The 26,967-nt window shown below is 61.5% G+C and carries 19 protein-coding genes; 11 read left to right on the top strand and 8 right to left on the bottom strand.

Annotated features, from left to right (window positions below; translation table 11 throughout):
• Window positions 1-233: 233 nt before the first annotated feature.
• Complete coding sequence (locus L6D74_RS15830; protein WP_007957357.1) at window positions 234-515, top strand: HU family DNA-binding protein; 282 nt, start codon at window positions 234-236, stop codon at window positions 513-515.
• A gap of 93 nt (window positions 516-608) precedes the next feature.
• Here the strand turns inward: L6D74_RS15830 and rlmF are convergent, their stop codons facing one another.
• The 5 genes from rlmF to L6D74_RS15805 form a co-directional block, all read right to left on the bottom strand.
• Window positions 609-1,634 (bottom strand): 23S rRNA (adenine(1618)-N(6))-methyltransferase RlmF, encoded by a 1,026-nt coding sequence (gene rlmF / locus L6D74_RS15825; RefSeq protein ID WP_236189742.1) that lies wholly within the window; start codon window positions 1,632-1,634, stop codon window positions 609-611.
• A gap of 132 nt (window positions 1,635-1,766) precedes the next feature.
• Window positions 1,767-4,613 carry a valine--tRNA ligase gene (locus tag L6D74_RS15820; RefSeq protein WP_236189741.1) on the bottom strand — a complete coding sequence of 949 codons (2,847 nt, stop codon included), beginning with the start codon at window positions 4,611-4,613 and terminating at the stop codon, window positions 1,767-1,769.
• A gap of 199 nt (window positions 4,614-4,812) precedes the next feature.
• On the bottom strand, window positions 4,813-5,205 hold the full coding sequence (locus L6D74_RS15815) for a DNA polymerase III subunit chi (RefSeq protein ID WP_236189740.1): 393 nt from the start codon (window positions 5,203-5,205) through the stop codon (window positions 4,813-4,815).
• A gap of 8 nt (window positions 5,206-5,213) precedes the next feature.
• Complete coding sequence (locus L6D74_RS15810) at window positions 5,214-5,642, bottom strand: DNA polymerase III subunit chi (protein ID WP_236189739.1); 429 nt, start codon at window positions 5,640-5,642, stop codon at window positions 5,214-5,216.
• Between the two features lie 60 nt (window positions 5,643-5,702).
• Complete coding sequence (locus L6D74_RS15805) at window positions 5,703-7,193, bottom strand: leucyl aminopeptidase (protein WP_007957362.1); 1,491 nt, start codon at window positions 7,191-7,193, stop codon at window positions 5,703-5,705.
• A gap of 307 nt (window positions 7,194-7,500) precedes the next feature.
• Here L6D74_RS15805 and lptF point away from each other — a divergent pair, with 307 nt between their 5' ends.
• From lptF to pdxJ, 8 genes are all read left to right on the top strand, one after another.
• Complete coding sequence (lptF, locus tag L6D74_RS15800) at window positions 7,501-8,622, top strand: LPS export ABC transporter permease LptF (protein WP_064593584.1); 1,122 nt, start codon at window positions 7,501-7,503, stop codon at window positions 8,620-8,622.
• A complete protein-coding gene (gene lptG / locus L6D74_RS15795; RefSeq protein ID WP_007957365.1) occupies window positions 8,615-9,676 on the top strand; it encodes an LPS export ABC transporter permease LptG in 1,062 nt (353 codons plus the stop codon). Before lptF ends, lptG begins: the two co-directional genes overlap by 8 nt.
• Before the next feature lie 172 nt (window positions 9,677-9,848).
• Window positions 9,849-11,645, top strand: a complete 1,797-nt coding sequence (lepA, locus tag L6D74_RS15790; RefSeq protein ID WP_039769508.1) for a translation elongation factor 4 — start codon at window positions 9,849-9,851, stop codon at window positions 11,643-11,645.
• 9 nt (window positions 11,646-11,654) lie between these two features.
• The gene (gene lepB / locus L6D74_RS15785) at window positions 11,655-12,509 is read left to right on the top strand and encodes a signal peptidase I (RefSeq protein ID WP_064382430.1); all 855 of its coding nucleotides are present in this window, start codon (window positions 11,655-11,657) and stop codon (window positions 12,507-12,509) included.
• Between the two features lie 182 nt (window positions 12,510-12,691).
• Window positions 12,692-13,381, top strand: a complete 690-nt coding sequence (gene rnc / locus L6D74_RS15780) for a ribonuclease III (protein ID WP_011332589.1) — start codon at window positions 12,692-12,694, stop codon at window positions 13,379-13,381.
• Window positions 13,374-14,276 (top strand): GTPase Era, encoded by a 903-nt coding sequence (gene era / locus L6D74_RS15775; protein ID WP_039769512.1) that lies wholly within the window; start codon window positions 13,374-13,376, stop codon window positions 14,274-14,276. Before rnc ends, era begins: the two co-directional genes overlap by 8 nt.
• Window positions 14,277-14,445: 169 nt before the next feature.
• Complete coding sequence (recO, locus tag L6D74_RS15770; protein WP_039769514.1) at window positions 14,446-15,135, top strand: DNA repair protein RecO; 690 nt, start codon at window positions 14,446-14,448, stop codon at window positions 15,133-15,135.
• 47 nt (window positions 15,136-15,182) lie between these two features.
• Window positions 15,183-15,926 carry a pyridoxine 5'-phosphate synthase gene (gene pdxJ / locus L6D74_RS15765; RefSeq protein ID WP_236189738.1) on the top strand — a complete coding sequence of 248 codons (744 nt, stop codon included), beginning with the start codon at window positions 15,183-15,185 and terminating at the stop codon, window positions 15,924-15,926.
• 126 nt (window positions 15,927-16,052) lie between these two features.
• Here the strand turns inward: pdxJ and mltF are convergent, their stop codons facing one another.
• On the bottom strand, window positions 16,053-17,513 hold the full coding sequence (gene mltF / locus L6D74_RS15760; protein WP_011332593.1) for a membrane-bound lytic murein transglycosylase MltF: 1,461 nt from the start codon (window positions 17,511-17,513) through the stop codon (window positions 16,053-16,055).
• A 285-nt stretch (window positions 17,514-17,798) separates the two neighbouring features.
• Between mltF and purL the strand changes: the two genes are divergently transcribed.
• Window positions 17,799-21,695, top strand: coding sequence for a phosphoribosylformylglycinamidine synthase (gene purL, locus L6D74_RS15755; RefSeq protein WP_103386432.1), 3,897 nt, complete (start codon window positions 17,799-17,801; stop codon window positions 21,693-21,695).
• A 5-nt stretch (window positions 21,696-21,700) separates the two neighbouring features.
• Window positions 21,701-22,012: a YqfO family protein gene (locus L6D74_RS15750; protein ID WP_064593592.1), complete on the top strand. Its 312-nt coding sequence runs from the start codon at window positions 21,701-21,703 to the stop codon at window positions 22,010-22,012.
• Between the two features lie 680 nt (window positions 22,013-22,692).
• Here L6D74_RS15750 and nagE read toward each other — a convergent pair.
• Window positions 22,693-24,408 carry an N-acetylglucosamine-specific PTS transporter subunit IIBC gene (nagE, locus tag L6D74_RS15745; protein WP_064593595.1) on the bottom strand — a complete coding sequence of 572 codons (1,716 nt, stop codon included), beginning with the start codon at window positions 24,406-24,408 and terminating at the stop codon, window positions 22,693-22,695.
• Between the two features lie 23 nt (window positions 24,409-24,431).
• Window positions 24,432-26,945 (bottom strand): phosphoenolpyruvate--protein phosphotransferase, encoded by a 2,514-nt coding sequence (ptsP, locus tag L6D74_RS15740; RefSeq protein WP_236189736.1) that lies wholly within the window; start codon window positions 26,943-26,945, stop codon window positions 24,432-24,434.
• Window positions 26,946-26,967: the final 22 nt, after the last annotated feature.

The raw sequence follows: 26,967 nt of genomic DNA, 5'->3' as shown, positions 1-26,967 counted from the left end.
TAGCTAGAGGCGGATATTTCCTTGTCTCTGTGCTAGTTTTGCCCGGTCTTGTGCGAAGTCACCGCGACAAGCATGCATTCAGCTTTTGTCAGGTCGAACCAAACCTTGATTTCGGCATCTATAACCCCGACTCGTCGTGGTTATCGCCGAGGGTGCCAGATCCAGAAGATCGGGCTCGATGGCTGACACTGCACTCTGCAATCCATATGAATTTGATAGGGAAGGAACACTACATGGCTCTTACTAAAGACCAACTGATCGCCGACATCGCTGAAGCTATCGACGCGCCGAAAACCACCGCGCGTGCCGCTCTGGACCAACTGGGCCAAATCGTTGCCGATCAGCTGGAAAACGGTGCCGAAATCACTTTGCCAGGTATCGGCAAGCTGAAAGTGACCGAGCGTCCTGCCCGCACTGGCCGTAACCCATCGACTGGCGCTGCCATCGAAATCCCTGCCAAGAAAGTAATCAAGCTGGTTGTGGCCAAAGGCCTGACCGACGCTGTGAACAAGTAAGACGCAGCGATAAAAAAAACCGTGCACCGGAGCGATCCGGGCACGGTTTTTTTATGTCTGCGATTCAGTGACTGCTGAATCGCGCGGACGAATTCAGCTCTTGCGCACCCAGCGTTCGCGCCGCCAGATCTGCTGCTCGGACTTGGTCTGGAAGGTCCAGGCGACGAAGCGACTCTGTTTCTGCCCTTGGGACATTTCCACCACCTGGCTTTCCAGCGCACCGGCCTTCTTCAGCGCGGTTTCGATGGCAGGCAGGTTCGAAGCTTTCGATACCAGGGTGCTGAACCACAACACCTTGTGCGCAAAGTTCGCGCTTTCGGCGATCAGTTGCGTCACGAAACGCGCTTCGCCGCCTTCACACCACAGTTCGGCCGACTGCCCGCCAAAGTTCAGTACCGGCAGTTTGCGTTTCGGGTCGGCCTTGCCCAGGGCTCGCCACTTACGCTCGCTGCCCTTGGTGGCTTCTTCCATCGAGGCGTGGAACGGCGGGTTGCACATGGTCAGGTCAAAGCGCTCGCCTGGCTCCAGCAGGCCGATCAGGATGTGCTTGCGGTTCTCCTGCTGGCGCAGCTGGATGACCTTGTTCAGGTCGTTGGACTGGACGATAGCCTTGGCGGCGGCCACGGCGGTCGGATCGATCTCCGAGCCGAGGAAGTGCCAGCGATATTCGCTGTTACCGATCAGCGGATACACGCAGTTGGCGCCCATGCCGATATCCAGCACATTGACGATGGCGCCGCGCGGAACCACGCCGTCGTTGTTGCTGGCCAGCAGGTCAGCCAGGAAGTGGATGTAGTCGGCACGGCCCGGCACCGGTGGGCACAGATAATCGGCCGGGATGTCCCAATGCTGGATGCCGTAGAACGATTTGAGCAGCGCCCGGTTGAACACACGCACTGCATCGGGACTGGCGAAGTCGATGCTTTCCTTGCCGTACGGGTTGGTGATCACGAACTTCGCCAGTTCCGGCGTGGTCTTGATCAGCGCCGGGAAGTCGTAACGACCCTGATGGCGATTGCGCGGATGCAGGCTGGCCTCTTTACGCGGCGCCACGGGCTTGGCCGGGGTGGCGGAGTCAGGCTTCTTGCGCGCAGGTTTCGGTGTACGTGGGGCGTTCATGGGCGTGGTCGATTCGGGTAGGGCTGAAAGTGGCGGCCATTGTCCCACAGGGAGCCGTGTTGTTGGCCGGAAAAGTGCCGGGCACAAAAAAGGGAGGCCGTTGCGGGCCTCCCTTTTCAGTGCGATACGCCGTTACAGGCTGGCAATCCGCGCGTGCTGCTCGGCCAGTTTGCCCAAGGCCTGTTCAGCCTCGGCCAGTTTGGCGCGCTCCTTCTCGATGACTTCGGCCGGGGCCTTGTCAACGAAACCGGCGTTGGACAGTTTGCCGCCAACCCGCTGGACTTCGCCTTGCAGACGCAGGATTTCCTTGTCCAGACGCGCCAGTTCGGCGTTCTTGTCGATCAGGCCGGCCATCGGCACCAGCACTTCCATCTCGCCAACCAGCGCGGTCGCGGACAGCGGCGCTTCTTCGCCGGCGGCCAGTACGGTGATCGATTCCAGACGCGCCAGCTTCTTCAGCAGCGCTTCGTTCTCGGTCAGGCGGCGCTGGTCTTCAGCGGTGACGTTTTTCAGGTAGATCGGCAGTGGCTTGCCCGGGCCGATGTTCATTTCGCCACGGATGTTACGCGTGCCGAGCATCAGGCCCTTGAGCCATTCGATGTCGTCTTCGGCCGCCGGATCGATGCGCTCTTCGTTGGCCACCGGCCAAGGTTGCAGCATGATCGTCTTGCCCTGAATGCCGGCCAGCGGCGCGATGCGCTGCCAGATTTCTTCAGTGATGAACGGCATGAACGGATGCGCCAGACGCAGCGCCACTTCCAGTACTCGAACCAGTGTGCGACGGGTGCCGCGCTGACGCTCGATCGGTGCGTTTTCGTCCCACAGCACTGGCTTGGACAGTTCCAGGTACCAGTCGCAGTACTGGTTCCAGATGAACTCGTACAAGGCTTGCGCCGCCAGGTCGAAACGGAACTGATCCAGTTGACGGGTCACTTCGGCTTCGGTGCGTTGCAGTTGCGAGATGATCCAGCGATCCGCCAGCGACAGCTCGTAGGCTTCGCCGTTCTGGCCGCAGTCTTCGCCCTTGTCCAGAACATAACGCGCGGCGTTCCAGATTTTGTTGCAGAAGTTGCGATAGCCTTCGACGCGGCCCATGTCGAACTTGATGTCGCGACCGGTCGAGGCCAGCGAGCAGAAGGTGAAGCGCAGGGCGTCGGTGCCGTAGCTGGCGATGCCGTCGGCGAACTCGTCGCGGGTCTGCTTCTCGATCTTCTTCGCCAGTTTCGGCTGCATCAGACCGGAAGTGCGTTTCTGCACCAGGGTTTCGAGCTCGATACCGTCGATGATGTCCAGCGGGTCCAGGACGTTGCCCTTGGACTTGGACATCTTCTGGCCCTGGCCATCACGCACCAGACCGTGCACGTAAACGGTCTTGAACGGAACCTGCGGCGTGCCGTCCTCGTTCTTGATCAGGTGCATCGTCAGCATGATCATCCGGGCAACCCAGAAGAAAATGATGTCGAAACCGGTGACCAGCACGTCGGTGGAGTGGAATTTCTTCAGGAACTCGGTCTTTTCCGGCCAGCCCAGGGTGGAGAAGGTCCACAGGCCCGAACTGAACCAGGTGTCGAGAACGTCGTTGTCCTGTTGCAGCGCAACGTCCGGGCCGAGGTTGTGCTTGGCACGTACTTCGGCTTCGTCGCGACCGACGTAGACCTTGCCCGACTCGTCGTACCAGGCCGGAATCCGGTGGCCCCACCACAGCTGACGGCTGATGCACCAGTCCTGGATGTCGCGCATCCACGAGAAGTACATGTTTTCGTACTGCTTCGGCACGAACTGGATGCGACCATCTTCAACGGCAGCAATCGCAGGCTCGGCCAGCGGTTTGGTGGACACGTACCACTGGTCGGTCAGCCACGGCTCGATGACGGTGCCGGAGCGGTCGCCTTTCGGCACTTTCAGGTTGTGGTCGTCGACGCTGACCAGCAGGCCGGCGGCGTCGAACGCGGCAACGATCTGCTTGCGCGCTTCGAAACGCTCGAGACCGGCGTACTCGGCCGGAATCTTGCCGTCGATGCTGTCGTTCAGCGTGCCGTCGAGGTTGAACACCTGCGCTGCCGGCAGCACGTTGGCGTTCTTGTCGAAGATGTTCAGCAGCGGCAGGTTGTGGCGCTTGCCGACTTCGTAGTCGTTGAAATCGTGGGCCGGGGTGATTTTCACGCAGCCGGTGCCGAATTCAGGATCGCAGTAATCGTCGGCGATGATCGGAATGCGGCGGCCGACCAGCGGCAGCTCGACAAATTTGCCGATCAGGGCTTTGTAGCGCTCGTCGTTCGGGTTCACCGCGACGGCGGAGTCGCCGAGCATGGTTTCCGGACGGGTGGTCGCGACGATCAGGAAATCGTTGCCTTCAGCGGTTTTCGCGCCGTCGGCCAGCGGGTATTTCAGATTCCACAGGAAACCTTTCTCGTCGTGGTTTTCCACTTCGAGGTCGGAAATCGCCGTGTGCAGTTTGGTGTCCCAGTTGACCAGACGCTTGCCGCGATAGATCAGACCGTCTTCGTGCAGGCGCACGAAGGCTTCCTTAACGGCTTCCGAGAGGCCGTCGTCCATGGTGAAGCGCTCGCGGCTCCAGTCCACGGACGAGCCGAGACGGCGGATCTGACGGCTGATGTTGCCGCCGGACTGATCCTTCCATTCCCAGACTTTCTCGAGGAATTTTTCGCGGCCCAGATCGTGGCGGTTCTGGCCCTGGGCTTCGAGTTGACGCTCCACCAGCATCTGCGTGGCGATACCAGCGTGGTCGGTGCCCGGCTGCCACAGGGTATTGCGACCCTGCATGCGGCGGAAACGGATCAGGGCGTCCATGATCGCGTTGTTGAAACCGTGTCCCATGTGCAGGCTGCCGGTGACGTTCGGCGGCGGGATCATGATGGTGTAGGAGTCGCCCGCGCCTTGCGGGGCGAAGTAGTTCTCGGACTCCCAGGTGTTGTACCAGGAAGTTTCAATGGCGTGCGGCTGGTAGGTCTTATCCATGCGCGGCGGGACCCTATTGGCATTTATTCAGGAAAAGCCGGGAAGTATAGCGGGGCAAGGGGCGCAGGGCGAGCGGGGCGGGCCGGGTGGAGGCTTAAATGTGGGAGCTGGCTTGCCAGCGATGCAGGCGCCGCGGTTTTTCAGGAAAGGCGCGGTGATGCTATCGCTGGCAGGGCAGCTCCCACAGGAGATCAGGGAATTATTCGTACTGGCCGAGAAGCCGTTCCATCCGCGCCTCAAGGCGACGTTTGATTTCGGTTTCGATGTGCGGCGCGAAATCGTCGATCACGTCCTGCATGATCAATTGCGCAGCAGCGCGCAGTTCGCTGTCCAGGTGCAGGATAGCGTCGGGACCTTTATCCACAGGCGCAGCGGCAGGCTGCGCGGCAGGCGTCGGCGCGGGTGCAGCCTCGACGGCTTGCGGTGTGTTGTCGACCGAATCGAACAACATCGGAATCTGTTCCTGTTCGCCATCATCGACCGTGTCGGTCAAGAGCGGCGGTTGCAGGTTGTCATCGCCGAGCAACTGGCGGATGGACTCAAGGTCATCCAGCAGATGCGCGGGTTTTTGCAGCGGTTTTGGAGTGTCCATCGGCGTACTCAGAGTCGCTGTAAACGGTGGTCTTGCAGAGGATAGCCCTGTTCGCGGTAGAAACGGAAACTCTCCCGCGCCGCAGTGCGGATCGCCGGATCTTCCACCACAACCTCCGCCACCCGGGCGAATTTGTTGGCGAAAACCGGGACTTTCAGGTCGAGGTTGACCAGCAGATCCGTGTGTTGGCCACAGTCCTCGCCCAATCCCAACACGATCAAACCTTCCGGTTCGCTCTCAGCCGGGCCGTGAGGCACGAAGGTTTCGCCCTTGAACGCCCACAGTCGCGCATCGAGATCATCACGCTGGGCGGCATCGCTGCAATGCAGGTAGATGCGATGGCCCATGCGCCAAGCCTTGTCAGTGAGCTTGCAGGCAAAATCCAGACGCGCCGAAGGATCGGCACTGGGCAGGATATAAAAGTCGACTTTGGTCATTGCGGTTCCTGAGCCTTGAACGGCGCCGCCCGAAGGCAGCGCCGCCCAGGTTCATCGGTTTCAGGCTTTGGCGCGATCCAGCAGGTATTGAGTCAGCAACGGAACCGGACGGCCAGTGGCGCCCTTGTCCTTGCCGCCGCTGGTCCAGGCGGTGCCGGCGATGTCCAGGTGCGCCCAGTTCAGGTTCTTGGTGAAGCGCGACAGGAAGCACGCGGCGGTGATGGTGCCGGCCTTCGGACCGCCGATGTTGGCGATGTCGGCGAACGGGCTGTCCAGTTGCTCCTGGTACTCGTCGAACAGCGGCAATTGCCAGGCGCGGTCGTCGGCAGCCTTGCCGGCGCTCAGCAGTTGCTCGATCAACTCGTCGTTGTTGCCCAGCAGGCCCGACGTGTGGGCGCCCAGCGCAACGACGCAGGCACCGGTCAGGGTGGCGATGTCGATCACCGCCTGCGGCTTGAAGCGCTCGGAGTAGGTCAGGGCGTCGCACAGCACCAGACGGCCTTCGGCGTCGGTGTTGAGGATTTCCACGGTCTGGCCACTCATGGTGGTGACGATGTCGCCCGGACGCGAAGCGGTGCCGCTCGGCATGTTCTCGGCGCAAGCCAGGATGCACACCAGATTGATCGGCAGCTTCAGTTCCAGCACGGCGCGCAGGGTACCGAACACGCTGGCGGCGCCACCCATGTCGTACTTCATCTCGTCCATGCCGGCGCCCGGCTTCAGGCTGATGCCGCCGGTGTCGAAGGTGATGCCTTTACCGACCAGCGCGTACGGCTTCTCGGATTTCTTGCCGCCGTTGTATTGCATGACGATCAGGCGCGGCGGCTGGGCGCTGCCCTGGCCGACGGCGTAGAACGAACCCATGCCCAGGGATTTGATCTTCTTCTCGTCGAGGACTTCGACTTTCAGATCCTTGAACTCTTTACCGAGGTTTTTGGCCTGTTCGCCGAGGAAGGTCGGGTGGCAGATGTTCGGCGGCAGGTTGCCCAGGTTACGGGTGAATGCCATGCCGTTGGCGATCGCGGTGGCGTGGTTCACGGCGCGTTGCACTTCGGCCTGAGCGGCCTTGATGGTCAGCAGGGTAATTTTCTTCAGGGCGCGCGGTTCGGCTTTCTGGCTCTTGAACTGGTCGAAGGTGTATTCGCCATCGACCAGGGTTTCGGCCAGCAGACGGGTCTTGCCGTAGCTGTCGCGGTTCTTGACGATGATTTCATCGAGCGCCAGCACGGCGTCGCTGCCACCCAGGCCTTTAAGCGTGTTGAGGATGCCGGCGACGATCTTGCGGAACGGACGGTCGCCCAGTTCTTCATCCTTGCCCACGCCGACCAGCAGCACGCGTTCGGCTTTCAGGTTCGGCAGGCTGTGCAGCAACAGGCTCTGGCCGACCTTGCCGGCCAGGTCGCCACGCTTGAGCACGGCGCTGATGGCGCCGCCGCTCAGTTCGTCGACCTGTTTGGCGGCAACGCCGAGTTTGCGGCCTTCGCCGACGGCAACCACCAGGGTGGCGGTTTTCAACGTTTCTGGGCTAACGCTTTTTACAACCAGTTCCATGTCCGGATCCCTGAATGAATGGTCAACACGCAGGCGTTCGACGTGTCCGCCGTCGCCTGCTTATAGAGAGAAGAGGCGCAGGCCAGTGCCTGCGACAGAGGCGGCAGTTTGAACCTCGCTCACCGCGCCTGACAACCCTCGGTTGTACGATCTTCAACGGATTGCATGCTTGCGTGAGTGTGCGCAGTGACAGGCGCCCTCAATCACAGGATAATGCCGCATCTTTTTTCGACGGCTCTGCCTTGCGGGCCCGTCGATACGTTTGCTTGTTTGGCCGCCTTAGCCTGACAACCCTGGAGTGTCTGGTTTGATCGTCTTCCGTTATCTGTCCCGCGAAGTCCTGTTGACCCTGAGTGCGGTAAGCGCCGTGCTGCTGGTCATCATCATGAGCGGTCGCTTCATCAAATACCTTGCCCAGGCCGCTGCGGGCCAGCTCGATCCGGGATCACTGTTCCTGATCATGGGCTTCCGTCTGCCGGGCTTCCTGCAACTGATCCTGCCACTGGGCCTGTTTCTCGGGATCCTGCTGGCGTACGGCCGGTTGTACCTGGAAAGCGAGATGACCGTGCTCTCGGCCACCGGCATGAGCCAGCAGCGTCTGTTTCGCATGACCCTGTTCCCGGCCACCCTGGTGGCACTGGTGGTGGCGTGGCTGAGCCTGAGCCTGGCCCCGCAAGGCGCCAACCAGTTCCAGCTGCTGCTGAACAAACAGGACGCCCTGACCGAATTCGACACCCTCGAGCCCGGCCGCTTCCAGGCCCTGCGCGACGGTACGCGGGTGACCTACACCGAAACCCTGAGCGACGATCGGGTCAACCTTGGCAGCGTGTTCATTTCGCAGAAGAACCTCGGCGCCAACCAGAAAGATCGCGGGATTTCCGTGCTGGTGGCGGAAAAGGGCCGTCAGGAAGTGCGTCCCGACGGCAACCGCTACTTGATCCTCGACAATGGCTACCGCTACGACGGCAGCCCGGGTCAGGCCAACTACCGCGCCATCCACTACGAAACCTACGGCGTACTGCTGCCCAAGCCGGATGTCAGCGAGGAAGTCACCGACCGTGACGCCATGCCGACTTCGTCCCTGCTGGGCAGCGACGACATTCGCTCGAAAACCGAACTGCAATGGCGTCTGTCGCTGCCGTTGCTGGTATTCATCGTGACCCTGATGGCGGTGCCGCTGTCGCGGGTCAACCCGCGTCAGGGGCGTTTCCTCAAGCTGCTGCCGGCGATTCTTCTTTATATGGCTTACCTGACCATCCTGATTGCCGCCCGCGGCGCCCTCGAGAAAGGCAAGATTCCACCTGCGCTCGGCTTGTGGTGGGTGCACGCGATCTTCCTGGTCATCGGTCTCGGCCTGCTGTACTGGGAACCTCTGCGCCTGAAGCTGGCCAGCCGTCGCAGTGCAGCGCTGGAGGTGGCCCGTGGTTAAACTCGACCGCTATATCGGCAGCAGCGTGTTCATGGCGATCATCGCAGTGCTGGCAATCATTCTCGGCCTGGCCACCTTGTTTGCGTTCATCGACGAGATGGGCGACGTCAGTGATACCTATACCCTGGTCGATGTCCTGAGCTTCGTGCTCCTGACCGCACCGCGGCGTATGTACGACATGCTGCCGATGGCGGCGCTGATCGGCTGCCTGATCGGCCTCGGCAGTCTGGCGAGCAGCAGTGAGCTGACCGTGATGCGCGCCGCCGGTGTGTCCATCGGGCGCATCGTCTGGGCGGTGATGAAGCCAATGCTGGTGCTGATGCTGGCCGGCGTGCTGATCGGCGAGTACGTGGCACCGGCCACCGAAAGCATGGCTCAGGCCAACCGCTCGCTGGCGCAAGGCAGCGGCGACGCGCAGAGCGCCAAGCATGGCATGTGGCACCGTCAGGGCGAGGAGTTCATTCACATCAACTCCGTGCAACCCAACGGTCGTCTGTACGGCGTGACCCGCTATCACTTCGACAAGGAGCGCCATCTGCTGAGCTCGAGCTTCGCCAAGCGCGCCGAGTTCGACACCGATCACTGGCAGCTCACCGACGTGACCACCACCAAATTCCACGAGCGCAGCACCGAAGTGGTCAATACGCCGGTCGAGCGCTGGGATGTCTCCCTGAGCCCGCAACTGCTGAGCACCGTGGTGATGGCGCCGGAGTCGCTGTCGATCACCGGCCTGTGGGGTTACATTCACTATCTGGCCGATCAGGGCCTGAGCAACGGTCGTTACTGGCTGGCATTTTGGGTCAAGGTGTTGCAGCCGCTGGTGACCGCCGCGCTGGTGCTGATGGCGATCTCCTTCATCTTTGGTCCGCTGCGTTCGGTGACCCTCGGTCAGCGGGTGTTCACCGGTGTGTTGGTGGGCTTCACCTTCCGCATCGTTCAGGATCTGCTGGGCCCATCCAGTCTGGTGTTCGGCTTCTCGCCGCTGTTCGCGGTGCTGGTGCCGGCTGGCGTGTGTGCGCTGGCAGGTGTCTGGCTGTTGCGCCGAGCCGGTTGATGAACAAGGTTTCACCCACGCTTTAGCCTTGAAAACGCCTCGGTCGACAGACCGGGGCGTTTTTGCATGCAATCCGGGTGACAGGCGAACGTGACGCTTGCGCCGTGTATCAGGTACAATTCCCGGCTATTTTTCGGCGGGCCAAGCCTGCAGCCTTTTTGAGTGTTGATCCGTGAGTGATTTGAGTCATATCCGCAATTTCTCCATCATCGCCCACATTGACCATGGCAAGTCGACGCTGGCTGACCGTTTCATCCAGATGTGCGGTGGCCTGGCCGAGCGTGAAATGGAAGCCCAGGTACTGGATTCCATGGATCTGGAGCGCGAACGCGGGATCACCATCAAGGCCCACAGCGTTACCCTCTATTACAAGGCCAAAGACGGCGTCACCTACCAGCTGAACTTCATTGACACCCCGGGCCACGTCGACTTCACCTACGAAGTCAGCCGTTCCCTGGCGGCCTGTGAAGGTGCGTTGCTGGTGGTCGATGCGGGGCAGGGCGTTGAAGCCCAGTCCGTGGCCAACTGCTACACCGCCATCGAGCAGGGCCTCGAGGTCATGCCGGTCCTGAACAAGATCGACCTTCCACAGGCCGAGCCTGACCGCGTAAAGGACGAGATCGAGAAGATCATCGGCATCGACGCCACCGACGCCGTCACCTGCAGCGCCAAGACCGGCCTGGGTGTCGACGAAGTGCTCGAGCGTCTGGTCGCTACCATTCCTGCGCCGACCGGCAACATCGAAGATCCGCTGCAAGCGTTGATCATCGACTCCTGGTTCGACAACTACCTGGGTGTTGTCTCCCTGGTGCGTGTGCGTCATGGCCGCGTGAAGAAGGGCGACAAGATTCTGGTGAAGTCCACCGGCAAGGTGCATCTGGTCGACAGCGTTGGCGTGTTCAACCCGAAACACACCGCCACCGCTGACCTGAAGGCCGGCGAAGTGGGCTTCATCATCGCGAGCATCAAGGACATTCACGGTGCGCCGGTCGGTGACACCCTGACCCTGAGCTCCACTCCGGACGTTCCGGTACTGCCAGGCTTCAAGCGCATCCAGCCACAGGTTTACGCCGGTCTGTTCCCGGTCAGTTCCGACGACTTCGAGGACTTCCGCGAAGCGCTGCAGAAACTGACCCTGAACGACTCGTCGCTGCAATACACGCCGGAAAGCTCCGACGCGCTGGGCTTCGGCTTCCGTTGCGGCTTCCTCGGCATGCTGCACATGGAAATCATCCAGGAGCGCCTGGAGCGCGAATACGACCTGGACCTGATCACCACGGCGCCGACGGTAATCTTCGAACTGGTGCTGAAAACCGGTGAAACGATTTACGTCGACAACCCGTCGAAGCTGCCGGACGTCTCGTCGATCGAAGACATGCGCGAGCCGATCGTGCGCGCCAACATCCTGGTACCGCAGGAGCATCTGGGCAACGTCATCACTCTGTGCATCGAGAAACGCGGTGTGCAGGTCGACATGCTGTTCCTCGGCAATCAGGTGCAAGTGACCTACGACCTGCCGATGAACGAAGTGGTGCTGGACTTCTTCGATCGTCTGAAATCCACCAGCCGCGGCTATGCTTCGCTGGACTACCATTTCGATCGTTACCAATCGGCTAATCTGGTGAAACTGGACGTGCTGATCAACGGCGACAAGGTCGACGCTCTGGCGCTGATCGTGCACCGTGACAATTCGCACTTCAAAGGTCGCCAGTTGACCGAGAAGATGAAAGAACTGATTCCTCGTCAGATGTTCGACGTGGCCATCCAGGCTGCCATTGGCGGTCAGATCGTCGCCCGGACAACCGTCAAGGCACTCAGAAAGAACGTATTGGCCAAGTGCTACGGCGGCGACGTCAGCCGTAAGAAAAAACTGCTTGAGAAGCAGAAGGCCGGTAAGAAACGCATGAAACAGGTCGGCAACGTGGAAATTCCACAAGAAGCCTTCCTCGCCGTGCTCAGGTTGGAATAGTCAGGTCCTATGTCACTAAATTTCCCGCTGTTGCTGGTCATTGCCGTGTTCGTCTGCGGTCTGTTGGCGTTGCTCGATCTGTTGATCCTGGCACCGCGTCGGCGTGCCGCCATCGCCTCCTATCAGGGCAGCGTCAGCCAGCCTGACGTGGTGGTGGTCGAGAAGCTGAACAAGGAACCGCTGCTGGTCGAGTACGGCAAGTCGTTCTTCCCGGTGCTGTTCATCGTGCTGGTGCTGCGTTCGTTCCTGGTGGAACCGTTCCAGATTCCGTCCGGCTCGATGAAACCGACCCTGGACGTCGGCGACTTCATTCTGGTGAACAAGTTTTCCTACGGGATCCGTTTGCCGGTGATCGACAAGAAGATCATCGAAGTCGGTGACCCGCAGCGCGGCGATGTGATGGTGTTCCGCTACCCGAGCGACCCCAACGTCAACTACATCAAGCGTGTAGTCGGTCTGCCGGGCGATACCGTGCGGTACACCGCCGACAAGCGCCTGTTCGTCAACGGCGAGTCGATTGCCGAGCAACTGGTCGGCTCCGAGCCGGGTACGCTGGGCAGCGCGGAACTCTACAAGGAAAAACTCGGCGCCGCCGAGCACCTGATCCGCAAGGAAATGAGCCGCTACCGCGCCACGCCGGACCATACCTGGACCGTGCCGGCCGGGCACTACTTCATGATGGGCGACAACCGCGACAATTCGAACGACAGTCGCTACTGGGATGATCCGAACATTCCCAAGGATCTGCTGGGCATGGTTCCCGACCAGAACATCGTCGGCAAGGCCTTCGCGGTCTGGATGAGCTGGCCGGAACCGAAACTCAGCCACCTGCCGAACTTCTCGCGGGTCGGCCTGATCAAGTAAACAAACACGGCGCTGTTGACCACAGCGCCGAATGCATTTCTGGCGTCGGCACAACCGGCTCCGGGGCATGAAGCCACGATATTCAGGACGTCATTTTTGAACACAGCGTTAATTGTCCCAGGCCTGCGCCGTATCCCGGCGATGGCAGTGGAATCCAGCCACGAACTCAGCGTGGGTAAACCGTGAGCGTTTCTCTAAGCCGTCTCGAGCGTCAGCTCGGTTACACCTTCAAGGACCAGGAACTGATGGTCCTGGCCCTTACGCACCGCAGCTTTGCCGGACGCAATAACGAGCGTTTGGAATTCCTCGGCGATGCGATCCTCAATTTTGTTGCCGGCGAAGCCTTGTTCGACCGTTTCCCGCTGGCGCGCGAAGGCCAGTTGTCGCGTTTGCGCGCACGGCTGGTAAAAGGTGAGACGCTGGCGGTGCTGGCCCGCGGTTTCGATCTGGGCGATTACCTGCGTCTGGGGTCCGGCGAGTTGAAGAGCGGCGGTTTCCGTCGCGAGTCGATTCTGGCCGACGCCCTTGAAGCATTGATCGGTGCGATCTATCTCGACGCCGGCATGGAAGTCGCCCGCGAACGTGTACTGGCCTGGCTGGCCGGCGAGTTCGAAGGCCTGACGCTGGTCGATACCAACAAGGATCCGAAGACCCGCCTGCAGGAATTCCTGCAATCGCGCGGCTGCGAATTGCCGCGTTATGAAGTGGTGGATATCCAGGGCGAGCCGCACTGCCGTACCTTCTTCGTCGAGTGCGAAGTTGTCCTATTGAATGAAAAAAGCCGGGGTCAGGGTGTGAGCCGTCGCATTGCCGAACAGGTAGCGGCCGCCGCAGCACTGATTGCCCTGGGTGTGGAGAATGGCAATGACTGATACAAACGCAACGCGCTGTGGCTATGTTGCCATCGTCGGCCGTCCCAACGTGGGCAAGTCCACGCTGCTGAACCACATCCTCGGCCAGAAGCTGGCGATCACCTCGCGCAAGCCGCAGACCACTCGCCACAACATGCTCGGGATCAAGACCGAGGGCGATGTGCAGGCGATCTACGTCGACACCCCCGGCATGCACAAGGGTGGCGAAAAAGCCCTGAACCGCTATATGAACAAGACCGCTTCGGCGGCGTTGAAAGACGTCGACGTGGTGATCTTCGTGGTCGACCGCACCAAGTGGACCGAAGAAGACCAGATGGTGCTTGAGCGCGTGCAGTACGTGACCGGCCCGTTGATCGTCGCACTGAACAAGACCGACCGCATCGAAGACAAGGCCGAGCTGATGCCGCACCTTTCGTGGTTGCAGGAACAGCTGCCGAACGCGCAGATCATTCCGATCTCGGCGCAACACGGGCACAACCTCGACGCCCTGGAAAAGGTCATCGCCGACCATCTGCCGGAGAACGATCACTTCTTCCCGGAAGACCAGATCACCGACCGCAGCAGCCGCTTCCTCGCCGCCGAACTGGTGCGCGAGAAGATCATGCGCCAGCTCGGCGCCGAGCTGCCGTACCAGATCACCGTGGAAATCGAAGAGTTCAAGCAGCAGGGTGCGACGCTGCACATCCATGCGCTGATCCTCGTCGAGCGCGACGGCCAGAAGAAAATCATCATTGGCGACAAGGGCGAGCGCATCAAGCGCATCGGCACCGAGGCGCGCAAGGACATGGAGCTGCTGTTCGACTCCAAGATCATGCTCAACCTGTGGGTCAAGGTGAAGGGCGGCTGGTCTGATGACGAGCGCGCGCTGCGTTCGCTGGGTTACGGCGACCTGTAACACCGGTTTTCTGCTGCACCAGAGAACCCCCTGTGGGAGCGGGCTTGCTCGCGAATGCGCCGTATCAGTCGACATATATTTTGACTGACTCACCGCTTTCGCGAGCAAGCCCGCTCCCACATTAGTTTTGGGTTTGTGTGTAAAACTGCGTTTCGTCATCGAGAACTCAATGTCGCAAAGCCCACCTCCCGCCCAGCCCGCCTACGTCCTGCATTCGCGCGCCTACCGCGAAACCAGCGCCCTGGTGGACTTCCTCACGCCGCAAGGTCGGCTGCGGGCGGTGTTGCGCAGCGCGCGGGGCAAGGCCGGGACGCTGGCGCGGCCATTCGTGCCGCTGGAAGTGGAGTTTCGCGGCAAGGGTGAATTGAAGAACGTCGGGCGCATGGAAAGTGTCGGCAACGCAACGTGGATGGTCGGCGAGGCGCTGTTCAGCGGTCTGTATCTCAATGAGCTGTTGATCCGCCTGTTGCCCGCCGAAGATCCGCATCCTGCGGTGTTCGATCATTACGCTGCCACGTTGCTGGCATTGGCCGAGGGGCGGCCGCTGGAACCGCTGTTGCGCTCCTTCGAATGGCGGCTGCTCGACGACCTCGGTTATGGCTTTTCCCTGAACACCGACATCAATGACGAACCCATCGCTGCGGATGGCCTATACCGCTTGCAGGTGGATGCCGGGCTCGAACGGGTCTATCTGCTGCAACCCGGTCTGTTCAACGGCACCGAACTGCTGGCCATGGCCGAAGCCGACTGGTCGGCACCGGGCGCGCTGTCCGCCGCCAAGCGCTTGATGCGCCAGGCATTGGCCGTGCATCTGGGCGGTCGTCCCCTCGTCAGTCGCGAGCTGTTTCGCAAGCCCTGATCTCGCCGTATGCTGTGCGCCGAATCTTTCCATTCAGGAGCGCATCCGTGACCACCAGCAATCGCATTCTTCTTGGCGTGAACATCGACCACGTCGCCACCCTGCGTCAGGCCCGTGGCACGCGCTATCCGGATCCGGTCAAGGCAGCGCTGGACGCGGAAGAGGCGGGCGCCGACGGCATCACCGTGCACCTGCGCGAAGATCGCCGGCACATTCAGGAGCGTGACGTGCTGCTGCTCAAGGACGTGCTGCAAACCCGCATGAACTTCGAAATGGGCGTTACCGAAGAAATGATGGCGTTCGCCGAGCGTATTCGTCCGGCGCACATCTGTCTTGTGCCGGAAACCCGTCAGGAATTGACCACCGAAGGCGGTCTGGATGTGGCGGGGCAGGAGGAGCGGATCCGGGCGGCGGTCGAGCGTCTGTCGAAGATCGGCAGCGAGGTATCGCTGTTCATCGACGCCGACAAGCGGCAGATCGCTGCGTCGAAGCGCGTCGGCGCACCGGCCATCGAGCTGCACACCGGACGTTACGCCGATGCCGAAACGCCTGCCGAAGTGGCTGAAGAACTCAAGCGTGTCGCGGACGGCGTGGCCTTCGGTCTGGCCCAGGGCCTGATCGTCAATGCCGGCCATGGCCTGCACTATCACAACGTCGAGGCGGTTGCCGCAATCAAGGGCATCAACGAGCTGAACATCGGTCACGCGCTGGTGGCGCACGCGTTGTTCGTAGGCTTCAAGTCTGCTGTCTCTGAAATGAAAGCGCTGATCCTGGCCGCCGCCAAGCACTAAGCCTCAACAAAAAAAGCTGTGGGAGCGAGCCTGCTCGCGAAAGCGCTGTATCAGTCAACGATGATGTCGGCTGACACGACGCCTTCGCGAGCAGGCTCGCTCCCACATTTGTTTTTGGGGTGTTTGTTACAACGGGGCGGGCTCTTGAGCCGGTTTCGATTTGTCGATCCCCGGCACATGCAGGTTGCCCTCGGCCACCTGATCGCCTTCAAGCTGCGGCTGGGTCACCCAGGTGAGGATGTCGTAGTAGCGACGGATGTTCGCCACGAAATGCACCGGTTCGCCGCCTCGGGCGTAGCCGTAGCGGGTCTTGCTGTACCACTGCTTCTGCGACAGGCGCGGCAGGATCTTTTTCACATCCAGCCACTTGTCCGGGTTCAACCCTTCCTTGGCCGCCAGTTTGCGTGCGTCATCCAGATGACCGCTGCCGACGTTGTAGGCCGCAAGAGCAAACCAGGTGCGATCCGGTTCCTGGATCGATTCGTCTAGCTGATCCTTCATGTAGGCCAGGTACTTGGCGCCACCCATGATGCTCTGCTTCGGATCGAGGCGGTTGGACACGCCCATGGCCTGGGCGGTGTTCTGGGTCAGCATCATCAGCCCGCGCACGCCGGTCTTCGACGTGACCGCCGGTTGCCACAGCGATTCCTGATAACCGATCGCCGCCAGCAGGCGCCAGTCGACTTTCTCTTTCTTGGCGTAGGCCTTGAAGTGTTGTTCGTACTTGGGCAGCCGCTGCTGCAAATGCTGGGCGAAGGTGGTGGCGCCCATGTAGCCGAGGACGTCGACGTGGCCGTAATAGCGGTCTTTCAGACGTTGCAGGGTGCCGTTCTTCTGCACCTTGTCCAGATAACTGTTGATCTCGTTGAGCAGGCTGTTGTCTTCGCCGGCCGCCACGGCCCAGCTCTGGCTGCGCGCGTCGCCGAGGTCGAAGGCGACGCGGATATTGGTGAAGTACACCTGGTTCATCGCCACTTCGTTGGAATCGACCAGGGTCAGGTCGATCTGACCTTCATCGACCATGCGCAGCAGGTCGACCACTTCAACGGCGTCGGACTCTTCGTATTGAATGCCAGGATATTTCTGTTTCAGCTCCGCCAGTTGTTCGGCGTGGGTGCTGCCCTTGAGCACCATGATCTTCTTGCCCACCAGATCGCCGGCGTCGGTGGGGCGTGACTGGCCGTTGCGATAGATGATCTGCGGGGTGACTTCGAGGTAGGAGCGGGAGAAGCGCACCTGCTTCTTGCGCTGTTCGCTGCTGACCAGGCCGGCGGCCGCCAGTACCGGGCCGTTCGGTTTGCCGACCTGATTGAACAGGTCGTCGAGGTTGTCGGCGGTTTCGATCTTCAGCTCGACCCCCAAATCGTCGGCAAAGCGCTTCACCAGCTCGTATTCGAAGCCGGTTTCACCGCTGCGATCCTGAAAGTAGGTGGCGGGGCTGTTTCGGGTGACCACCCGCAGCACGCCATCCTCCTTTACGCGCTCGAGTGTGTTGGGTTTATCAACACAGCCACTGAGCATCAGGAAGAGTCCGGTAGCGATCAGCCATTTGGCGTATCGCGGACGCAAAGCCGTTGGGGAAAACATGTGCGCAGTATACGCAAAGGACAACGGGCGCCATATCTCGACAGTCGAGGGGTTGTCTGCTAGGCATCACAAAACCGCGCGAAACCCCGCAGAAACGGGCCCGAAAGGCATTTTGTGACAGAAAAAATAACCCGCCTTGCAACACTCCATAAATTTGACCCTCAAGGCAGGAACACCACTCGACATCCGGGTGCAACCGTGCGTAGCGTTTCGGGTGATGTTGAGGGCGGTTTAGGCTAGAATGCACGGCCTCAAAGCACACCCCTTCCCGAGGCTGTCCCGAAGATGTTGATCCTGCGCGGCGCTCCTGCCCTTTCTGCCTTTCGCCACAGCAAACTCCTTGAGCAACTGAGCCAGAAGGTTCCAGCTGTCAGTGGCCTGTATGCTGAATTCGCTCACTTCGCCGAAGTCACCGGCGTCCTGACCGGCGACGAACAGCAGGTGCTTGCGCGCCTTCTGAAGTACGGTCCAAGCGTTCCGGTTCAAGAGCCGACCGGTCGTCTGTTCCTGGTGTTGCCACGTTTCGGCACCATCTCGCCATGGTCGAGCAAGGCCAGCGACATCGCCCGCAACTGCGGCCTGAGCAAGATCCAGCGCCTGGAGCGCGGTATCGCGTTCTATGTGGCCGGTCAGTTCAGCGAAGCCGAAGCACAGCAGATTGCCGATGTACTGCATGACCGCATGACGCAGATCGTTCTGGCCAACCTCGAGCAGGCCGCCGGTCTGTTCAGCCACGCCGAACCGAAGCCGCTGACCGCCATCGACATCCTCGGCGGCGGTCGCGCCGCGCTGGAAAAAGCCAACGTCGAACTGGGCCTGGCCTTGGCCGAAGACGAGATCGATTACCTGGTCAACGCCTTCAACGGTCTCAAGCGCAACCCGCACGACATCGAACTGATGATGTTCGCCCAGGCCAACTCCGAGCACTGCCGCCACAAGATCTTCAATGCCAGTTGGGATATTGACGGCGAGAGCCAGGAAAAAAGCCTGTTCGGCATGATCAAGAACACCTATCAGATGCACAGCGAAGGCGTGCTGTCCGCTTACAAGGACAACGCCTCGGTGATCGTCGGCAACGTCGCCGGCCGCTTCTTCCCGGATCCGGAAACCCGCCAGTACGGCGCGGTGCAGGAGCCGGTGCACATCCTGATGAAGGTCGAAACCCACAACCACCCGACTGCGATCGCTCCGTTCCCGGGCGCGTCCACTGGTTCCGGTGGCGAGATCCGCGACGAAGGTGCAACCGGTCGTGGCGCCAAGCCGAAGGCCGGCCTGACCGGTTTCACCGTGTCGAACCTGCAGATCCCGGGCTTCGAACAGCCGTGGGAAGTGCCGTACGGCAAGCCCGAGCGCATCGTCAACGCGCTGGACATCATGATCGAAGGCCCGCTGGGCGGCGCCGCGTTCAACAACGAATTCGGTCGTCCGGCCCTGACCGGCTACTTCCGTACCTTCGAACAATCGATCACCACCCCGCACGGTGATGAAGTTCGCGGTTACCACAAGCCGATCATGCTCGCTGGCGGCATGGGCAACATCCGTGAAGAACACGTCAAGAAAGGCGAGATCGTTGTCGGCTCCAAGCTGATCGTGCTCGGCGGCCCGGCGATGCTGATCGGCCTGGGCGGCGGCGCTGCTTCCTCCATGGCCACCGGCACCAGCTCGGCGGATCTGGACTTCGCTTCGGTTCAGCGTGAAAACCCTGAAATGGAACGTCGCTGCCAGGAAGTCATCGACCGTTGCTGGCAGCTGGGCGACAAGAACCCGATCAGCTTCATCCACGACGTGGGTGCGGGCGGTCTGTCCAACGCCTTCCCGGAACTGGTCAACGACGGCGACCGTGGTGGCCGTTTCGAACTGCGCAACATTCCAAACGACGAGCCGGGCATGGCCCCGCACGAAATCTGGTCCAACGAATCCCAGGAACGTTACGTTCTGGCGGTCGGCCCGGCCGACTTCGAGCGCTTCAAGGCGATCTGCGAACGTGAGCGTTGCCCGTTTGCCGTTGTCGGTGAAGCCACCGCCGAGCCGCAACTGACCGTGACCGACAGCCACTTCGGCAACAACCCGGTGGACATGCCACTGGAAGTGTTGCTGGGCAAGGCACCGCGCATGCACCGTTCGGTGGTTCGCGAAGCCGAGCTGGGCGATGACTTCGATCCGTCGAACCTCGACATCGGCGAAAGCATCGAGCGCGTTCTGCATCACCCGGCCGTGGCGAGCAAAAGCTTCCTGATCACCATCGGCGACCGCACCATCACCGGCCTCGTGGCCCGTGACCAGATGGTCGGCCCATGGCAGGTTCCGGTGGCCGATGTTGCCGTCACCGCCACCAGTTTCGACGTTTACACCGGTGAAGCGATGGCGATGGGCGAGCGCACTCCGCTGGCGCTGCTGGACGCTCCGGCGTCGGGCCGCATGGCCATCGGCGAAACCCTGACCAACATTGCCGCCTCGCGCATCAACAAGCTCTCCGACATCAAACTGTCGGCGAACTGGATGTCCGCTGCCGGCCACCCGGGCGAAGACGCGCGTCTGTACGACACCGTGAAAGCGGTCGGCATGGAACTGTGCCCTGAGCTGGGCCTGACCATTCCGGTTGGCAAGGACTCGATGTCCATGGCCACCCGCTGGAATGACAACGGCGAAGACAAGACCGTCACCTCGCCAATGTCCCTGATCGTGACTGGTTTCGCGCCAGTGGCTGACATCCGTCAGACCCTGACTCCGGAACTGCGCATGGACAAGGGCACCACCGACCTGATCCTGATCGACCTCGGTCGCGGTCAGAACCGTATGGGCGCCTCGATCCTCGCCCAGGTTCACGGCAAGCTCGGCAAGCAGGCTCCGGACGTCGACGACGCCGAAGACCTGAAAGCGTTCTTCGCCGTGATCCAGGGCCTCAACGCCGACGGTCACCTGCTGGCGTACCACGACCGTTCCGACGGCGGTCTGCTGACCTCCGTGGTGGAAATGGCCTTTGCCGGTCACTGCGGCCTGAGCCTGAACCTGGACAGCGTTGCCGAAAGCTCCGCTGAAATCGCCGCCATCCTGTTCAACGAAGAACTGGGTGCCGTGATCCAGGTTCGCCAGGACGCCACCCCGGACATCCTCGCCCAATTCAGCGCGGCTGGTCTGGGCGACTGCGTGTCGGTGATCGGTCAGCCGATCAACAATGGCCAGATCAACATCACCTTCAACGGTGACACCGTGTTCGAAGGCCAGCGTCGTCTGCTGCAACGTCAGTGGGCCGAGACCAGCTACCAGATCCAGCGTCTGCGCGACAACGCCGACTGCGCCGAGCAAGAGTTCGATGCGCTGCTGGAAGAAGACAACCCGGGCCTGAGCGTCAAGCTGAGCTACGACGTCAACCAGGACATCGCCGCGCCTTACATCAAGAAAGGCATCCGCCCACAGGTTGCGGTACTGCGTGAGCAGGGCGTCAACGGTCAGGTGGAAATGGCGGCTGCGTTCGACCGCGCCGGTTTCAACGCGATCGACGTGCACATGAGCGACATTCTGGCCGGCCGCGTCGACCTGAACGAGTTCAAGGGTCTGGTGGCCTGCGGTGGTTTCTCCTACGGCGACGTTCTCGGCGCCGGTGAAGGCTGGGCCAAGTCCGCACTGTTCAACAGCCGTGCCCGCGATGCGTTCCAGGGCTTCTTCGAACGTAACGACAGCTTCACCCTCGGCGTGTGCAACGGTTGCCAGATGATGTCCAACCTGCACGAGCTGATCCCGGGCAGCGAGTTCTGGCCGCACTTCGTGCGCAACCGCTCCGAGCAGTTCGAGGCGCGCGTGGCGATGGTTCAGGTTCAGGAGTCGAACTCGATCTTCCTGCAGGGCATGGCCGGTTCGCGCATGCCGATCGCCATCGCTCACGGTGAAGGCCATGCCGAATTCGAAAGCGAAGAGGCACTGCTCGAAGCCGATCTGTCGGGTTGCGTGGCGATGCGTTTCGTCGACAACCACGGCAAGGTCACCGAAGCCTACCCGGCCAACCCGAACGGTTCGCCGCGCGGGATCACCGGCCTCACCAGCCGCGACGGTCGCGTGACGATCATGATGCCGCACCCGGAGCGTGTGTTCCGTGCCGTGCAGAACTCGTGGCGTTCGGAAGACTGGAACGAAGACGCACCTTGGATGCGTATGTTCCGTAATGCTCGTGTGTGGGTGAACTAAGCGTCGTGTACAAGCTCGGTTTTTTTGTTCCTGACAGTCATGTCGAGGTGGTCAAGGACGCTGTGTTCGCTGCCGGTGGTGGGCGGATCGGTGACTATGACCACTGTGCTTGGCAGGTGCTTGGCTCTGGTCAGTTTCGGCCTCTGGACGGGAGTCAGCCGTTCATTGGTCAGGCTGGGCAGGTTGAGCGGGTCGAGGAGTGGAAGGTTGAGCTTGTCGTTTGCGATGAGTTGATTCGCTCGGTAGTGGCGGCTCTTAAGTTGAGCCATCCCTACGAGACACCGGCTTATGAAGTTTGGCGGTTGGAGGATTTTTGATCTTCTGATCGCAGTTATGGAAAACCCGCTGAGAGTGATTTCAGCGGGTTTTTTGTTGTTTGGGGTTTGGGTTGGGTGAATATCCGTTTCTTCGGGTGCGGCGGCTTATGGTTCCGCCCTTACGGCGGGTCACTTTGGCAAACGCCCCAAAGTAACCAAAGGTCTGGTCCCCTGCGTTCGGCACCTCGCCTAGGCTCGGTGTTCCTTCGTTCCGGGATTCATCCGGGGGCATCGCCTACGGTTTGCTTCGCTGCACCTCCTCTCGATGCATGCGGCTGCGCCGCACGGTCGCTGCGCTCCCACCCCCGGATAAATCCCTCCACTCAGCCTTCCGATGGGGCCGGTACGTCAAAAGCCTTACTCGAGCTAACGCTCATCGTGTTGAGTGGTGGGGAGCGAAAGCTGAAGCAGGAGCAGGAGCAGGAGCAGAAGAAGGGGAGGAAGCAAAGGAAGCAAAGGAAGCAAAGGAAGCAAAGGAAATAGAGGAAATAGAGGAAGCACGATTCGAGTTGCATGCATTTTATAACCCGAGTTCACCTCGGTATGTCACGTCGGCGTACCTCTCCCAAACAACGCGGTCAGTCCCCTCTCCCTCCGGGAGAGGGTTAGGGTGAGGGGGGATTCTGAGTCCGCACAAAGATGCGTCAAATCACCCCCCACCCATCGCTTCAGAGGTCGCCCTAAACCTTGGCACTCACCTCACTCCGATTGACCAACCCCTCCAACGCCGCACTCAGACTCTGCGCCCGCTCACCTACCAGCAAGTGCCATACGCCATCCTCCAGCGCGCTCACACCCAGACATCCAAGTTCTTTCAATCGGCTTTCCGACAGCGCTTTGCCATCGGCCAGTTGCAGGCGGATGCGGCTCATGGCGATGCAGTCGAGTTGCAGCACGTTGTCGCTGCCGCCCAGGGCGCTCAGCCATTGCTGGGCTTGCGGTGCGGCTATAGCAACGGGCTCGTTGGTTTCGACGACTGTGACAGGAGCAGCCACTACGACTCGGCCCAATGCGGGCATCGCCAGGCGGATTTCGTCGGCGATGCTGTCGGCCATCGGCCCAACGACCACCTGCAGGCTGCCGCCCTTGCCCGGACGTACCACGGCCATTGCACCCAGTGCTTTCAAATCGGCATCGGAGGCTTTGTTGCGATCGACCATTTCCAGTCGCAGCCGCGTGGTGCACGCGCCGACGGTGACCAAATTCTCGGCACCTCCCAAGGCTTTGATGTACGCAGCGGCGCGCTCGTTTTCTGTCAGCACGGATTTCTCGGCAGCGGCCACGTCTTCACGTCCCGGGGTTTTCAGATTGAAACGGCGGATACAGAAGTCGAACACCGCGTAATAGATGACGGCATAAACCAGTCCCACCGGCACCACCAGCCAGCCGTTGGTGGAGCGTCCCCAGCCCAGCACCATGTCGATGAAACCACCGGAGAAGGTGAAGCCCAGATGAATGTTCAGCGCATTGGTGATCGCCATCGACAACCCGGTCAGCAACGCATGCACCAGATACAGCAGCGGCGCCAGAAACATGAAGGCAAATTCGATGGGCTCGGTCACCCCGGTCAGGAAAGAAGTCAGTGCCATCGACAGGAAGATCCCGCCCATGACCTTACGGCGTTCCGGCAGGGCGTTGCGGTACATCGCCAGACACGCGGCCGGCAGGCCGAAGATCATCATCGGGAACATGCCGGTCATGAACTGGCCGCCCTTGGGATCGCCGGCGAAGTAGCGCGACAGATCTCCAGTGACCAGAGCGCCGGTGGTCGGGTCGGTGAAATTGCCGAACACGAACCACGCCATGTTGTTGAGGATATGGTGCAGGCCGGTGACGATCAGCAGGCGGTTGAAAACGCCAAACACGAAGGCGCCAAGGCTGCCGCTTTCCATCATCAAAGCGCCGAAGCTGTTGATGCCGTGCTGGATCGGCGGCCAGATGTAGCCGAACACCACGCCCAGACCGACCGCCGCGAACCCGGTGACGATCGGCACAAAACGCCGGCCACCGAAGAAGGCGAGGTACTCCGGCAGCTTGATGTCCTTGAAGCGGTTGTACAGCGCGCCGGCCATCAGGCCGCTGACGATCCCGGCGAGCATGCCCATGTTGATGCTGGCGTCGAGCACCTTGAGGGTGGAGATCATCACCAGATAACCGATCACCCCGGCGAGGCCAGCGGTGCCGTTGTTGTCCCGGGCGAAACCGACCGCGATGCCGATGGCGAAGATCATCGCCAGGTTGGCGAAGATCACCTGGCCGGCATCGTGGATGATCGCGATGTTCAGCAGGTCGGTGTCGCCCAGGCGCAGCAGCAGGCCGGCGATCGGCAGGATCGCGATCGGCAGCATCAGCGCGCGGCCGAGGCGTTGCAGGCCTTCGATGAAGAGTTGGTACATGGCGTTTGTCCTTGTTGTTTTTGTTAGCGCAGAGGCCAATGTTGATGACAGGCATGACGCACCGCGGCGGCGCTGCTCAGCTTGAGCAAGTCCCGGGCGAGGCGTTGGCATTCGGCTTCGTGCAGCTGGCGCACGCGGTCCTTGATTTCGCCGATCTGTACCGGGCTCACCGACAGTTCGGTCACGCCCAGGCCGATCAACACTGGCGTCGCCAGCGGATCCGAGGCGAGGGCGCCGCACACGCCGACCCAGCGTTTATGCACCGCCGCGCCTTCGCAGGTCATGGCGATCAGGCGTAGCAGCGCCGGGTGCAAGGCATCGACCCGTGCGGCGAGGCCTGAGTGGTCGCGGTCCATGGCCAGGGTGTATTGCGACAGGTCGTTGGTGCCGATGGACAGGAAGTCGGCGTGTTCGGCCAGTTGCTCGGCCTGCAACGCGGCGGCCGGGACTTCGATCATCACGCCGATTTCCGGACGTTGATTGATGCCCAGTTCCAGACGCAGCGCATCGACCCGTTGGCGGATGTGCAGCAGTTCGTCGACCTCGGTGACCATCGGCAGCAGGATCCGGCAACGCTGCAACGGGCTGACTTGTAGCAGCGCACGCAGTTGCTGATCGAGGATTTCCGGGCGGGCCTGGGCCAGGCGAATGCCACGCAGGCCGAGCACCGGGTTGGCCTCTACTGGCAGCGGCAGGTAATCGAGTTGCTTGTCGCCGCCGACGTCGATGGTGCGGATGATCACTGACTTGTCGCCCATGGCATCGATCACGGCTTGATAGGCAGCGCGTTGCTCTTCGACGTCCGGTGCAGTCTGGCGGTCGACGAACAGAAATTCGGTGCGCAACAGGCCGACGCCATCGGCGCCATTGGCAAACGCATCGGCCGCTTCATGGCTGGAGGCGACGTTGGCGACCACTTCGATGGATACGCCGTTGCGGGTTTCGGCCGGCAGATGGGCCTGGGCCTGCTGGGCGTCGCGCCGTTGCTGACGGTCGATTTGCGCCTGCTGCACTTCGGCCAGACGCTCGGCATTCGGCGTCAGCTCGAGGCGACCGCCGTCGGCGTCGAGGACCACCGACAGGCCTTGCGCTTGATCGAGCAGCGCCGAGCCCAGTGCGACCACGCACGGCAGGCCTTTGCCCCGAGCCAGAATGGCCACGTGGGAAGTCGCGCCACCTTCGGCCATGCACAAACCGGCGACGCCTTGCGCGCTCAGTTGCAGCAGGTCCGACGGCGTCAGTTCGTGGGCGGCGACGATGGCGCCGACCGGCACGTCGTAGTGCCAGGCTTCGCCGAGCAGGGCGCGCAGTACTCGTTGCCTGAGGTCGCGCAGATCGTTGGCGCGCTCGGCCAGCAGTGGGCTGCCGGTGTTTTGCAGCACTTCGCATTGCGCATCGATGGACTGGCTCCAGGCGTGGGTCGCCGCCGTGCCGGTTTCAATCGATTGCTGGGCGGCGTCGAGCAAGGCCGGGTCTTCCAGCAAGGCCAGGTGCGCGGCGAAGATCGCTTCCTCGTCGGCATTGCGCTGTTTTTTCGCCTGGACGAGGGTGCCGTCGATTTCGCTGCGAACCTGATTAAGCGCGGTGTCGAGAATCTGTAGTTGATGCTCGGGCTGATGATTGCCGGTGTCCGCCGGCAGGCTGATCGCGTTCAGACGAAACAGCGGCCCGCCCACCAGTCCCGGCGCGGCGCACACACCGTGCAACACGCCAGCCTCGGCCGAGCGATTGCGTGGAGCGGCGGCAACCGGTGCGGCGGCATGATGGTCTTCGGGCAGTGCGGTGGCCAGTGCGGTGAGCAAGGCTTGCAGCGCAGCCTGTGCGTCCGGGCCCTGGCAACTGACCTGCACTTCGTCCTGCTCGCCAATCGCCAGGCCCATCAAGCCGATGAGGCTGTTGCACGATGCCGACTTGCCGGCGAAATGCAGCTGGGACTGGCTCTTGAACCCTTGCGCGGTCTGGCGGATCAACGCCGCCGGGCGCGCATGCAGACCGCCGCGATGGGCAACCTGCACGTGACCGAGAACTTCCGGGCCGCCGAGTTCTTCTGCATTCGCCGCTGTGCTGTGACGAGCGATGATGTGCAGCAGCGGCTCGCCGACCTTCACCGTTTTCAGGGTGATGGGGCGCGCCTGGAAATCCTGGCTGTTGGTCAGGATCAGCAGGCTGACCAGGCTTTTGCACTGGCGGCCGACCTTGTCCAGGTCATAGCGCAGCAGCGGCTGGCCATTGCTGACCCGCGCGCCTTCCTTGACCAGCATCGAGAAGCCTTCACCCTGCAACTCCACCGTGTCCAGACCGAGGTGCAGCAACAGCTCGGCGCCGTTGTCGGCGCGCACGGTCAGTGCATGGCCGGTGCGGGCGACGTGGATCACCACCCCGGCGCAGGGCGAATACAGGGTGTCGTTCAGCGGATCGATGGCAATGCCGTCGCCCATCGCGCCGCTGGCGAACACCGCGTCCGGGACTTTGGCGAGCGTGAGCACCGGGCCGCTGAGCGGGGCGCTTAAAGTCAGCTCTTTATTGTTGTTGTGCATGGCTCGGTCTCATCAGGAAAAC

It is taken from the genome of Pseudomonas pharyngis (genome assembly GCF_021602345.1).
Taxonomy (GTDB): Bacteria; Pseudomonadota; Gammaproteobacteria; order Pseudomonadales; family Pseudomonadaceae; genus Aquipseudomonas; species Aquipseudomonas pharyngis.
This window is presented reverse-complemented; position numbering and strand designations above follow the sequence as displayed.

Excerpts from the sequence above, each read along its gene's own strand:
- L6D74_RS15830 (WP_007957357.1), top strand. The coding sequence starts at position 234 with ATGGCTCTTACTAAAGACCAACTGATCGCCGACATCGCTGAAGCTATC.
- rlmF (WP_236189742.1), bottom strand. The coding sequence starts at position 1,634 with ATGAACGCCCCACGTACACCGAAACCTGCGCGCAAGAAGCCTGACTCC.
- L6D74_RS15820 (WP_236189741.1), bottom strand. The coding sequence starts at position 4,613 with ATGGATAAGACCTACCAGCCGCACGCCATTGAAACTTCCTGGTACAAC.
- L6D74_RS15815 (WP_236189740.1), bottom strand. The coding sequence starts at position 5,205 with ATGGACACTCCAAAACCGCTGCAAAAACCCGCGCATCTGCTGGATGAC.
- L6D74_RS15810 (WP_236189739.1), bottom strand. The coding sequence starts at position 5,642 with ATGACCAAAGTCGACTTTTATATCCTGCCCAGTGCCGATCCTTCGGCG.
- L6D74_RS15805 (WP_007957362.1), bottom strand. The coding sequence starts at position 7,193 with ATGGAACTGGTTGTAAAAAGCGTTAGCCCAGAAACGTTGAAAACCGCC.
- lepB (WP_064382430.1), top strand. The coding sequence starts at position 11,655 with ATGTCACTAAATTTCCCGCTGTTGCTGGTCATTGCCGTGTTCGTCTGC.
- era (WP_039769512.1), top strand. The coding sequence starts at position 13,374 with ATGACTGATACAAACGCAACGCGCTGTGGCTATGTTGCCATCGTCGGC.
- recO (WP_039769514.1), top strand. The coding sequence starts at position 14,446 with ATGTCGCAAAGCCCACCTCCCGCCCAGCCCGCCTACGTCCTGCATTCG.
- mltF (WP_011332593.1), bottom strand. The coding sequence starts at position 17,513 with ATGTTTTCCCCAACGGCTTTGCGTCCGCGATACGCCAAATGGCTGATC.
- purL (WP_103386432.1), top strand. The coding sequence starts at position 17,799 with ATGTTGATCCTGCGCGGCGCTCCTGCCCTTTCTGCCTTTCGCCACAGC.
- nagE (WP_064593595.1), bottom strand. The coding sequence starts at position 24,408 with ATGTACCAACTCTTCATCGAAGGCCTGCAACGCCTCGGCCGCGCGCTG.
- ptsP (WP_236189736.1), bottom strand. The coding sequence starts at position 26,945 with ATGCACAACAACAATAAAGAGCTGACTTTAAGCGCCCCGCTCAGCGGC.